This is a genomic window from Streptomyces sp. PA03-5A (genome assembly GCF_033792725.1).
In the GTDB taxonomy this organism is placed as follows: Bacteria; Actinomycetota; Actinomycetes; order Streptomycetales; family Streptomycetaceae; genus Actinacidiphila.
In genome coordinates, this window is the sequence record NZ_JARAVL010000019.1 from 182,057 (window position 1) to 193,480 (window position 11,424).

11 protein-coding genes are annotated in these 11,424 nt (G+C 74.5%); 8 read left to right on the forward strand and 3 right to left on the reverse strand.

Features of this window, described 5'->3' with window-relative positions:
- Nucleotides 1-97: 97 nt before the first annotated feature.
- Nucleotides 98-1,723: an FAD-binding oxidoreductase gene (locus PV410_RS24445; protein WP_500327675.1), complete on the reverse strand. Its 1,626-nt coding sequence runs from the start codon at nucleotides 1,721-1,723 to the stop codon at nucleotides 98-100.
- Nucleotides 1,724-1,840: 117 nt separating this feature from the next.
- Here PV410_RS24445 and PV410_RS24450 point away from each other — a divergent pair, with 117 nt between their 5' ends.
- Nucleotides 1,841-2,452 (forward strand): TetR/AcrR family transcriptional regulator, encoded by a 612-nt coding sequence (locus PV410_RS24450; RefSeq protein WP_500327677.1) that lies wholly within the window; start codon nucleotides 1,841-1,843, stop codon nucleotides 2,450-2,452.
- 33 nt (nucleotides 2,453-2,485) lie between these two features.
- Here the strand turns inward: PV410_RS24450 and PV410_RS24455 are convergent, their stop codons facing one another.
- Complete coding sequence (locus tag PV410_RS24455) at nucleotides 2,486-3,226, reverse strand: TSUP family transporter (RefSeq protein ID WP_500327679.1); 741 nt, start codon at nucleotides 3,224-3,226, stop codon at nucleotides 2,486-2,488.
- Between the two features lie 254 nt (nucleotides 3,227-3,480).
- Here PV410_RS24455 and PV410_RS24460 point away from each other — a divergent pair, with 254 nt between their 5' ends.
- The 6 genes from PV410_RS24460 (at nucleotide 3,481) to PV410_RS24485 (ending at nucleotide 8,884) form a co-directional block, all read left to right on the forward strand.
- Nucleotides 3,481-5,118, forward strand: a complete 1,638-nt coding sequence (locus PV410_RS24460) for a phosphodiester glycosidase family protein (protein ID WP_500327681.1) — start codon at nucleotides 3,481-3,483, stop codon at nucleotides 5,116-5,118.
- 130 nt (nucleotides 5,119-5,248) lie between these two features.
- A complete protein-coding gene (locus PV410_RS24465) occupies nucleotides 5,249-6,364 on the forward strand; it encodes a PP2C family protein-serine/threonine phosphatase (protein ID WP_500327682.1) in 1,116 nt (371 codons plus the stop codon).
- A gap of 42 nt (nucleotides 6,365-6,406) precedes the next feature.
- Nucleotides 6,407-6,628: a hypothetical protein gene (locus PV410_RS24470; RefSeq protein WP_500327684.1), complete on the forward strand. Its 222-nt coding sequence runs from the start codon at nucleotides 6,407-6,409 to the stop codon at nucleotides 6,626-6,628.
- A gap of 70 nt (nucleotides 6,629-6,698) precedes the next feature.
- Nucleotides 6,699-7,394 (forward strand): TetR/AcrR family transcriptional regulator, encoded by a 696-nt coding sequence (locus PV410_RS24475; protein ID WP_500327685.1) that lies wholly within the window; start codon nucleotides 6,699-6,701, stop codon nucleotides 7,392-7,394.
- A gap of 41 nt (nucleotides 7,395-7,435) precedes the next feature.
- Nucleotides 7,436-8,641 (forward strand): cytochrome P450, encoded by a 1,206-nt coding sequence (locus PV410_RS24480; protein WP_500327686.1) that lies wholly within the window; start codon nucleotides 7,436-7,438, stop codon nucleotides 8,639-8,641.
- Between the two features lie 21 nt (nucleotides 8,642-8,662).
- Nucleotides 8,663-8,884: a ferredoxin gene (locus tag PV410_RS24485; protein WP_500327687.1), complete on the forward strand. Its 222-nt coding sequence runs from the start codon at nucleotides 8,663-8,665 to the stop codon at nucleotides 8,882-8,884.
- 13 nt (nucleotides 8,885-8,897) lie between these two features.
- On the opposite strand, the gene PV410_RS24490 is transcribed toward PV410_RS24485, so the two are convergent.
- Nucleotides 8,898-9,845, reverse strand: a complete 948-nt coding sequence (locus tag PV410_RS24490) for a glycosylasparaginase (protein ID WP_500327689.1) — start codon at nucleotides 9,843-9,845, stop codon at nucleotides 8,898-8,900.
- Between the two features lie 575 nt (nucleotides 9,846-10,420).
- Between PV410_RS24490 and PV410_RS24495 the strand changes: the two genes are divergently transcribed.
- On the forward strand, nucleotides 10,421-11,329 hold the full coding sequence (locus PV410_RS24495; protein WP_500327690.1) for a DivIVA domain-containing protein: 909 nt from the start codon (nucleotides 10,421-10,423) through the stop codon (nucleotides 11,327-11,329).
- Nucleotides 11,330-11,424 lie beyond the last annotated feature (95 nt).

Consider the following 11,424-nt stretch of genomic DNA (forward strand, 5'->3'; position numbering starts at 1 on the left):
ACCGCGCGCGGGAGGGCGCCTACGGGGTGAGCCACAGGGGGTGGGTGAACCCGCTCCCCACCGGCCGACCGGACACGGCGCCCGAGCACCGCCGCTGTCAGCGCGCGGGCAGCAGGACGCCCGGGTTGAGGATGCCCGCCGGGTCCAGGGCGGACTTGGCGGCGCTGAGGGCGGCGGCGAAGGGGTCGGGGCGCTGGGTGTCGTACCAGGGGCGGTGGTCGCGGCCGACGGCGTGGTGGTGGGTGATCGTGCCGCCGTGGTCGGCGATGGCCTGGGAGACGGCGGACTTGATGTCGTCCCACTGGGCGACCGTGCTGCCCCAGCGGCCCGCGGCGTAGATGCCGAAGTAGGGGGCGGGCCCGTCGGGGTGGACGTGGCTGAACCGGCAGGTGACCACTCCGGTGCCGCAGGTGGTGCGGATCGCCTCGTTCGCGGCGTGGGTGACCGCCGCGTGGAGTTCCTCGAACCGGTCCCAGGTGCAGGCGGTCTCGAAGGTCTCCACGACCAGGGACTGCTGGGCCAGGGCGTCGCGCTGGTAGGGCATGCGGAGGAAGGACGAGCGCCAGGACCGGTCGGTCATGGCGCCCCCGTCCCCGCCCGCGTCGCCGCCCGCGCCGGTGTCGGTGTGGCGGGCCGGCTCGGGCACGTGGCCGCCGTGGTCGCGGCACAGTTCCAGGGCCCGGTCCATCCAGGGTCCCAACGGGTGGTCGGCGGACTCGAAGGCCAGGATCAGGACGCTGCCGCCCGTGGTGACGCCCGCGTTGACGAGTGCCTCGGCGGGGTCCAGCAGGCGGCAGTTCGACGGGTGGAGCCCGGACTGGGCCAGGGCGCGGGTGGCGGTGACGGCGGCCGTGAAGTCGGCGAAGTGGACGGAGGCGTTCGCCCGCCACCGGGGGCGTCGCTGAAGGCGCATCCAGGCCTCGGTGATGATCCCGAGGGTTCCCTCGGAACCGAGGAACATCCGGTCGGGCGACGGCCCCGCGCCCGAGGTGGGCAGTCGCCTCGACTCGCCGGTTCCGGACGGGGTCACGACGCGCAGCGCCTGCGTCAGGTCGTCGATGTGGGTGTAGAGGGTGGCGTAGTGGCCGCCCGCCCGGGTGGCCAGCCAGCCCCCGAGGGTGGAGAACTCGAACGACTGCGGGAAGTGGCGCAGCGTCAGGCCGGAGGGCCGCAACTGGTCCTCCAGGTGCGGGCCGAGCACGCCGGCCTGGATGCGGGCCGACCGGCTCACGGGGTCGGTCTCCAGGACGCGGTCGAGGCGCTCCATGTCGAGCGTCAGCGCCGGGCGTCCGTCGGGGAGGCGGGGTTCCACCCCGCCGACGACGGAGCTGCCGCCGCCGAAGGGGATGACGGCGATCCCCTCGCGGGAGCACCAGTCGAGGAGGTCGACGACGTCCTGCTCGGTACGGGGACGGGCGACGAGGTCGGGGGCGTGGCGCAGGTCGCCGTGGAGGTTGCGGACGACGTCCCGGAAGGCCTTGCCGTGGGTGTGCGCGGCGCGGTCGTGCGGGGTGTCGGAGCACAGGTGGGCCAGCGACGGCGGGGCCTTGACCCGTACCGGCGGCAGGGCGAGGGAGGCGACGTCCGGAGGGAGGTGGACGGTGAGGTCGGCGTCCGGGAGCAGTCCTGCCACCCGGCCGGTCAGCGCCGTACGTTCGGCGCCCCGCACCGCGTCCTCGACGGTGCCCCATCCCCACCACGACCGTGTGCCCGTGCGCGTCATGCGTGTCCCGCCCTTCGCCTCACCTTGATATGACCGATGGGTAAATTACCACTGGGTCACATCCTTGGGGAGGGGTGAACTGACCTCGCGGTCAGTTCACTGCCTACAATCACGGGCGTGACGAGCGCGCGAACCCGTACCGCCGGGACCAAGGGCGTGCCCCGCGCCGAGCGCGAGGAGCAACTGCTGAGCGCGGCCGTCGAGGAGTTCGGCCGCCGTGGCTACGGCGGTGCGTCGATGGCGGCCATCGCCGAGCGGGTCGGGGTCACCAAGCCCCTGCTGTACCAGTACTTCGGGTCCAAGGACGCGCTGTACGCCGCGGCCTTGGAGCGGGTCGCCGGTTCGCTGACGCGCGCGCTGACCGACGCGCTGGTCCCGGGCGTCACCTCGCTGGGGACGCCGTTGTCCGTGCTGCGCGCGATCTTCACCACGCTGGAGGGGCAGCGCCACGCCTGGTTCGTGCTCTACGACCGGACGTTGCCCGCCACGGGTCCGCTGCGCGCGGCGGCCGAGCGCCACCGCACCGCCATCGACGGGCTGGCGGCCGCGGGCAGCGCGGAGTTCCTCGCCGCCCGCGGGATCGGGGACCCGCTGGACTCCGACGCGCTCAAGCACCTGTGGACCGGCACCGTCAGCACCCTGGTCACCTGGTGGATCCACCACCCCGGCGAGTCCGCGCAGGCGATGGCGGAGCGCTGCCGGCGGCTCATCACCGCGATCGTCACCTGAGCCGCCACGCCCCGTTCCCGCCACGCGGACCGCTCAGAGGGTGACGAGCCGTACCGCCGCGAGGAGGGTCAGGGCGACGGTGACGCGCTCGAAGACCTTCGGGCTGATGCGGCTGATGGTCGCGCGGCCGGCGGCGGCCCCCGCCAGCACCGCCGGGGCGGCCATCGCACCGAAGGCCAGCGTGTCGGGCGTGATCAGCCCCAGGGCCACGCTGAAGGGCACCTTGAAGGCGTTGAGCAGCAGGAAGAACCAGGCGCTGGTGCCGAGGAAGCCCAGCATCGGCAGCCCCACGGCCAGGAAGTACAGCGCCATGATGGGGCCCGCCGCGTTGGCCGTCATCGTGGCGAAGCCCGCGAGGATCCCGGCGCCCGCGGCGACGGCCCTGTGCTGGGCGACCGAGTCCTCCGGACCCCGGCGCCGGCTCCACCAGTGGACGGCGAGCATCAGCAGCAGCAGCGCGCCGATGAGTTCCCGCATCCGTGCGTCGTCGATCCGGTCGACGACCACCGCGCCCAGCAGCACCCCGACCACCACCCACGGGAAGAGCCGCACCAGCCGCCCCCAGTCGGCGTGCCGGCGGTAGGCGGCCACGGCCACCACGTCGCCGACCAGGAGCAGCGGCAGCAGCACGCCGGTGGACAGCTTGGCCGGCAGCACCAGCGCGAACAGCGCCACCCCCACCGTCCCGGCCCCGGACACCCCGGTCTTGGAGTAGCCGACGAGGAAGAGGGCGAGCAGCGCCACGGCCCACTGCGCCGGGTCGAGCGAGGGCATCAGGGCCGCCGGGGGACGGAGGGTACGAAGGTCACGCCATGTTCTTACCTGGCCCTCGCGCCGCCGCCGCGACCGGGGTGGGTCCGGCGGCACGGCCGCACGCAACTTCGCCATGGTCGCGCCCGGTTGTCACCGAGGGTTCCCCGGGGGGCCGCCGCCGCGTGGGCTGCCCGTCCCCGTGCGCGTCTGGGATGGCGATCAAGGACCGGGCGGCGCCAGGCGGCGCCCGGTGGAAACGAACGTCAGGAGAGCGAATGTCCGTCACAGCCGCCGAACCGCGCGACAGGGCGCGCCGGGTGGGGCAGGCCGCGCGGAGGGGGGCGGTGTTCGCCGCAGCCCTCACCATGGTCGCCGTCGTCCCGCCGGCCGTCGCGGGGGCGCAGTCGCCCGCCGCCTCCGGTGCGCACGGGGTCGTGTGGACGACGCAGCAGGTGGCGCCGGGTCTGCAGGTCCGCAGCGGCGAGCTGCGGGACCCCGCGGCCGCCGGGGTGTGGACGGTGACCGTGCAGGCCCCCGCCGTCAACCGGCTGACGGGCGCCGCCACGTGGGCTCCGCTGGGTGACCGCGCCTGGGCCGACGCGACCGCCGCGCGGCTGCGGGAGGCCGGGTTCGAGCCGCGGCTTGAGGCGGTGGAGTGGGACACCTACGCCGACACCCCGCGCGGCGTGATGGGCTGGCAGGTCCGGGTCGGCCGGTACGCCACGCAGGCCGAGGCGGGCCCGGCGAACGCGGCGGTCGTGGCCGCCGGTTTCCGTACGTCGACGGAGTGGACCGGTTACGACGGACGGCAGGCCGCCGACGGCGAGCGCATCCACGTGGCCGTGGTGGACCCGGCGCGGCTGCGCGGGTCGGTCGAGGTGAGCGACGGCGGCAACGTCGCCGACCGGGAGAAGACCTCGGCGGTCGCCGGCCGGCTGGGGTCGCTGCTCGGGGTGAACGGCGGCTTCTTCATCACTTCGGACGCCGACGGCGTCCAGGGCACCGTCGCGGGTCTGTCCGCGGTGGACGGCCGGCTGGAGTCGATGGCGGTCGGCTCGCGTGCGGCGCTCGTCCTCGGCGACGGCGGGCGGCGGCCGCGGATCGCGGACCTGTCCACCACGGTCACCGTGCGGGCCGGGTCCGCCCGGTACGCGGTGCAGGGCATCAACCGCGTGCCGGGCAAGGTCCGCAACTGCGGCCGCCCCGGCGGCGTCCCGACCGAGCAGCCCCGCCACGACACGACCTGCACCCTGGCCGACGACCTGGTGGAGTTCACCCCCGCCTTCCGCACACCGCTGCCCACGGGCAGCGGTGTGCAGGTGGTGCTCGACGCGCACGGGACGGTGCTCTCCACCGGCGCCCGCGGCGGCTCCGTCCCCGAGCGCGGCACGGTGCTGCAGGGCACCGGCGCGGCGGCGACGTGGCTGACCGGGCACGCGCGGACCGGCAAGCGGCTGGTCGTGCGGGAGATCGTCCGGGACGCCGAGGGGCGTCAGGTCAAGCTCGGTCCCGGCGACAGCATCGTGAGCGCGGCGCCCACCCTGGTGGAGGACGGTCGCGTCCACATCGACGCGGCCACCGAGGGCACCCTGGACCCGCTGGACCTGTCGTTCGGTTTCGCGTGGTCCAACGTCCGCCAGCCGCGGACGATGGCCGGCATCGACAGGCGGGGCCGTCTGCTGCTGGTCACCGTGGACGGGCGGCAGCCCGGGGTGAGCGAGGGCTTCACCCTCGGCGAGGCGGCGCGGTTCATGCGGTCCCTGGGCGCGGTGCAGGCCCTCAACCTGGACGGCGGCGGCTCGTCGGCGATGGTGGTCGAGGGCGCCCTGGTCAACGTCCCCTCCGACGCGACCGGTGAGCGCGCCGTCGGCGACACGATCCAGGTCCTGCCGGGTCGCCGCGGCCAGGACTGACACGGGCCGCCACCGCCAGGCCGCCCCTGACGACCTCCGACCACCCCGGGCCTCGCTCCGGGGTGGTCGGCTGGTCCGTCCGGCCGGAAGGTCGACCTTCCTTCTCTTTTGCCCCGGTATGATGCGCTTCGTGATCATGTCCGGATGGCCGCGGCGCCGACGCGCCCGCCTCGACGGCCGCTGGGAGGCTCCCTGGCTGTCCCCGGTGATCCTGACCGTGCTCATCGCCGCCCTGGCGTTCGCCACCCCGCGCGAGATCGCGATCAGCCGCCTGCTGCCCGTCGCGCCCGCCCTGGCAGCCGCGATGTGGCCGGTGCTGCCGACCGTGCTGCTGGGCGCGTTCTGCCTGCTGGTCATGGTGGGCCTGAGCTTCGTCTACACCGACCTGGGCACCCCGTACACCGGGGCCGCGATCGTCGCGGTCACCCTGGCGGCGGCGTACGCCAGCCACGTGCGGATCCAGCGCGAGGAGGCGCTCTTCCACGCCCGGATGGTCGCCGACGCGGCGCAGACGGTACTGCTGCGGCCGCTGCCGCGGCGCATCCAGGGCCTGGAGATCGAGTCGCTGTACCTGGCGGCACAGGAGCAGGCGCGCATCGGCGGCGACTTCTACGAGGTGGCCGACACGTCCCACGGGGTGCGGCTGCTCATCGGCGACGTGCGCGGCAAGGGGCTGTCCGCCGTAGGCGCGGCCTCCGCGCTCAGCGGCTGCTTCCGCGAGGCGGCGCACGACGAGCCTGACCTGCGGGGCATCGTCCGCCGTCTGGAGACCAGCATCATCCGCCACAGCTCCGGCTATCCCGGCCCGGACCTGCCGGAGCGCTTCGCCACCGCCGTGATCGCCGAGATCCCGCACGGCGGCGGCCGCCTGCGACTGCTCAACTGCGGGCATCCGCCGCCGATCCTCATGCACGCCGGCCGCATCCGGGTGCTGGAGCCGACCGCCGCCTCCCCACCCCTGAACCTCGCCGAGCTCATCGGGGACACGTACGTCGTGGACACCCACGCCTTCACCGCCGGCGACCAGCTGCTGCTCTACACCGACGGCGTCACCGAGACCCGCGACCGCGCCGGGGCGTTCTTCGCGCTGCCGGACTGGCTGCGGCGCCAGAGCCCGGCAACGCCCCGCGAACTGCTGGACCGGCTGCACCGGGAACTGGTGCACTACAGCGGCGGGCGGCTGGAGGACGACATCGCCGCGCTGGCCCTGCGCTCGCCGCACGTCGTGACCCGCGACGCCCCGTAAATCGCTGTCGCGCGGACGCGGCCCGGCCCTACGCTCACCGCCATGCCCCGACCTCACGGATTCTCCTACCGCCGGCGCGGCGACGGCACCGTGGTCGTCACCCACGGCGCGCACACGGCCGCCGTGCTGCGCGGGGAGCGGGCGGAGCGCTTCCTGGAGGAAGTGGAGCGCGGTGACGCCCAGCTGGTGATGGCCCGCTGGACCGGCAACTACAAACGGGGCAACGAGCGCACCGCCCGCGCCCACCCCCGCAACCACGGCTGACCGGCCCCGGCGGGCCCACCGCCGCCGTACACAAAATGTACAGATTGATGTCGTTTTGTAGACTTTCCTCATGGAACGTCGCCGGCCGGCGGATGCCGGATCCGCGACCGCGGTGGGCGCACCGCGGGTGAGCCTGCGCGCGCAGCAGCGGCACCTGACCCACAACCGGGTCCTGGACGGGGCGGTCGAGGTCTTCGCCGCCAAGTCGTTCGTCGCCGCCACCATGGAGGACATCGCCCGCGCGGCCGGGGTCACCCGGGCCACGGTGTACGCGCACTTCCGCGGCAAGGCGGAGGTCATCGCCGCCCTGACGGACCGGGTGTACCAGGTCACCGACGGCCTGTACGCCGAGCTGGCCGCCGTCCCGGAATGGACCCGCTCCGGCGTCCGCGACTGGCTGGAGCACGCGGCGGCGAGCTGGCGGGCGCTCGCGCCGACCATCCGCGTACTGCTGGCCGCCACCCCGTCCGCGGCCGGTGACGACGGCAGCGCCCGCGACCGCTACCTGGCGGCGCACGAACGCTACGTCACCCTGCTCACGGCCCCGCCCCGGCGCTGGCAGGGCGTCACCCCCGCGCAGGCACGGCAGCGGGCCCTGATGGCGGTGCTCCAGACCGGGTCGTTCCTCACCGCCTGGATCGCCGGCGGCCTGCCGGTCGACACCGACGACCCGCTGGAACTCCTCGCCGACGACCTGTGCCACCTTCTGCGCCCCGCCCTCGCCGACCGGCCCGCCGCGCCCCGGCGTCCCCGCGGACCGTCGTGAGGACCGGACCCGACTCCCCGAGCTCACTGGAGGCATGCGCCATGGCCGCGACCGAGCCCCGGAACTACCCCTTCACCGAAGCCGACCGCCTGACCGTCGACCCGGCCTTCGCCGAACTGCGCAAGGACGAGCCGCTGTGCCGGGTCCGGTTCCCCTACGGGGAGGCCGCCTGGCTGGTCACCCGGTACGAGGACGTCAGGACCGTCCTGGGCGACCCCCGGTTCAGCCGGGCCGAGGCCGTCCACCGCGACGAGCCGCGCCTGCGGCCGCACCGGGGCCTGGAGGGCAGCATCCTGGACCTCGACCCCCCGGACCACACCCGGCTGCGGCGGATCGTGGCCAAGGCCTTCACCGCCCGGCACATCGAACGCCTGCGGCCCCGTACCGAGCAGATCGCGGCCGAACTGGCCGACGGCATGGTCGCGCACGGCGCGCCGGCCGACCTCGTGGCGGACTTCGCCCTGCCGCTGCCGGTCACCGTCATCTGCGAACTGCTCGGCGTCCCCCTCGGCGACCGGGCCGACTTCCGCACCTGGTCCGACGCGTTGCTGTCCACCACCAAGTACACCCCGCGGGAGGTCCAGGACTGCACCGACGCCCTGATGGCCTACATGGCCGGCCTGATCGCCGAACGCCGCGCCGCGCCGCACGACGACCTCCTCGGCGCCCTCGTCGACGCCCGCGACAACGACGAGCGGCTGTCGGAACGGGAACTGCAGGTCCTGGCGATCTCCCTGCTGGTCGCGGGCCACGAGACCACCGCCTCGCAGATCCCCAACTTCGTCTACACGCTGCTCACCCACCCCGGGCAGCTCGCGGCACTGCGCGCCGACCCCGGTCTGGTCCCCGGCGCCGTCGAGGAGCTCATGCGCTACGTCCCCCTGGGCAACGGCGCGGGCATGCCCCGCTACGCGCTGGACGACGTCGAGCTCAGCGGCGGCACCGTACGCGCCGGGGACGCGGTGGTCGTCTGCCCCGTGTCGGCCAACCGCGACGAAACGGTGTACACCGACCCCGACCGGCTCGACGTGCTGCGCCAGGAGGCCTCCCACGTCGGGTTCGGGCACGGACCTCACCACTGCCTGGGCGCCCAACTGGCCCGTATGGAGCTGCAGGTGGCCCTGCGCACCCTGCTCGACCGGCTGCCCGGACTGCGCCTCGCCGGACCGGACGAGAGCGTCGTGTGGAAGTCCGGCGTCGCCCTGCGCGGGCCCGAGCGGATGCCGGTCATCTGGGACCGGACCTGACGACACCGGAGGACACGCATCATGACCTGGCAGATCGAGGTGGACCGCAAGACCTGCATCGGCACCGGCTCCTGCGCCGGGATCGCCCCCGAGCATTTCGAGCTCCGCGACCGCAAGTCCTGCCCCAGGCACCCGACGGCCGAACCGGACGAGCTCCTGGTCGACGCCGCGGAGTCCTGCCCGGTGGAGGCCATCACCATCCGGGACGCGACCAGCGGGGAACTGATCGCGCCCCAGCCGTAGGCCCGGACGGCCCTCAGAGCAGCGTGCGCGGGCGGAGCTCCGGCTCGGTGGAGGCGTCGGTCATCACGGCGTAGACGCTGCCCTCCTGTCCGGCCGCGCCACCGTGCCGCCCGTCCGGCGTGAGCGCCAGTGCCCGCAGTTCGGACCGGTACTCGTCGGGCAGGCCGGCCGCCTCCTCCAGCGCGACCCGGCACGCGTCGGCGGGCTCCTTGCCCAGCGCCAGCAGGTCGACCACCGTACGCGCCGTCCCGCCGCGCAGGCTCAGCTCGCCGCGTCCGGTGCAGGCCGCCCCGCCGCCGCGCAGGTCGCACCAGTTGCCCGCCCCCGGGACGGCGGAGTCCCCCACCCGTCCCGGGTACTTGAAGGGGTAACCGGAGGTCGAGACGCCCACGCACATCTCGCCGTGCGCGTCCAGCGCGATGATGTTGATCGTCCCCCACGGCCCCTCGTGCGGCGCCATCCGCCGCACCAGCTCCAGCGCCGCCCGCCGGTAGCGGTGGTCACCGTCCACGGCCGGGGTGTTCTCCCCCTCCACCGCCTCGGCCGCGGTCAGCAGCTGCTCGCGCCACATGGCCCGGGACTCCTCGGTCAGCAGTTCGGCGCCCTCGAACCCGTTCTCCCGCGCGAACAGCGCCGCGCCCTCCCCCACCAGCAGGCAGTGCTGCGGCAGCCGTTCCATCACCGCGCGCGCCACCGAGATCGGGTTCGGGAACCCGCGCAGCGCGCCGACCGCGCCGAACCTGCGGTCCGAGCCCGTCATCACCGACGCGTCCAGCTCGACGACGCCCTGCGCGTTGGGGAGCCCGCCGGTGCCGACGTAGTGGTCGGTGAGGTTGTCCTCGCAGCGGCGCATCGCCGCCTCCACGGCGTCCACCGCCGTCCCGCCGCGCCGCAGGACGTCCATCCCGGCCGGCAGGCCGACCTCGCTGCGCTCGCTTCCGATGATGACGGGCCGCGTCATGGGATTCCCTTCGCTGGTGGGTCGGGCCGTGCGGGCGCCCGGCACCTGGCACGAGCTGGTACGACGTCGTCGCGAGCCTAGTCCCGGGCTCGCGCGGGCTGGTCAGGGGCCGGGGGCTGCCGCGAGGGCGCGCAGTTCGTCGCGGATCCGGCCGCCGGTCATCGCGACGGCGGAACGACCCCGGCCGCGGGCGGATCCACGCGGCACCTGGTACACCGTTCGGCCCACCCCGACGGGGAAGAACCGCGCCCCTCCGCCCCCACCCGGCATCTCCATGCGCATCCCGTACCCCGGCCCCGGGGGCCCGTATTCACCCGTCCGGCCCTTTCGCCGGGCGCGGAGGGAAATCCACGCTGTCTGCGGACGCGGTGACGACGCGGATGATCACAGTTGCCACTGCGCCGCCCGTAGTTGCGCCATCCACGCCGTTCGCCCGGGTCCCACGATCGGCGCAGGTGACACCGCCCGCACCGCCCCCACGCGGTGTTCCCGGGCTGCCCCGGCCCGGCCCGCCGCCCAAGCTGGAGTTGACGGATGCGGTCAGGACTTGTCGACGAAGACCTCGAGGTGAGCAGATGGCACAGACGCCGATTACCCCCGAGAACGTGCGCAGGATGCAGTTCACCACCGTCCGCCTCCGCGAGGCCTACGACGAGCGCGAGGTCGACGACTTCCTGGACGAGGTGCAGTCCGAGCTGACCCGGCTGCTGCGGATCAACCAGGACCTGCGCGCCGCGCTCTCCGCCGTCGAGTCCGCCGACCGGCAGCACGAGGAGCCCGAACTCGAGGTGGCGTCGGCACCCGAGCCCGAACCCGAACCGGAGCCGGAGCCGGAACCCGAACCCCAGGCGGCGCCGGAACGCGTCCCCGTCCCCGCCGCCGAGGTGGCGGAGCCCGCGCGGCTCGCCGAGCCCGCCGAGGCCGAGGAGGTCACGGACGGGCAGCCCGGGTTCGCCGTCGACAGCACGGCCCGCCTGCTCGCCCTGGCCGAACGCACCGCCGAGCAGGCCGTCGCCGAGGCCCGCGCCGAGGCCCACAAGATCGTCGGCGAGGCCCTCGGACAGGCCGAGAGCCTGCGCCGGGACGCCCGCGACCGGGCCCTGGCCCTCGAGCACGAGGCTCGCGAGAAGCACCGTCAGGCGATGACCACCCTGGCCTCCGCCCGCACCGCGCTGCAGCGCAAGGTCGAGGACCTGCGCACCTTCGAGAACGCCTACCGCACCCGCCTGACCGTCCACATGCAGTCCCAGCTGCGCCGCCTCGACCGCGACCTCGCCCGTTCCCTCGCGCCGCCGCCCGCTCCCCCGACGGTCTCCCTCACCCGCGCCACCGCCAAGCGCACCGCGGAAGCCCGGCCCGTCCCCCCGGCCCCCACCCCGGCCATGGCCGCCGCCCCTGACCCGGCCGCCTCACCGGCTCCGGCCCCGGCCCCGGACACCGCCACCCTCACCACCGCGGGCTCCCTGAGCGGCGAGGAGGACTAGTGTCCTGAGTCGTTGATTCGGTTCAGATATCCGGCGAGGCGTTCGAAGATTTCGTCTGCGGTTTTCGTCCAGACGAAGGGCTTGGGGTCGTCGTT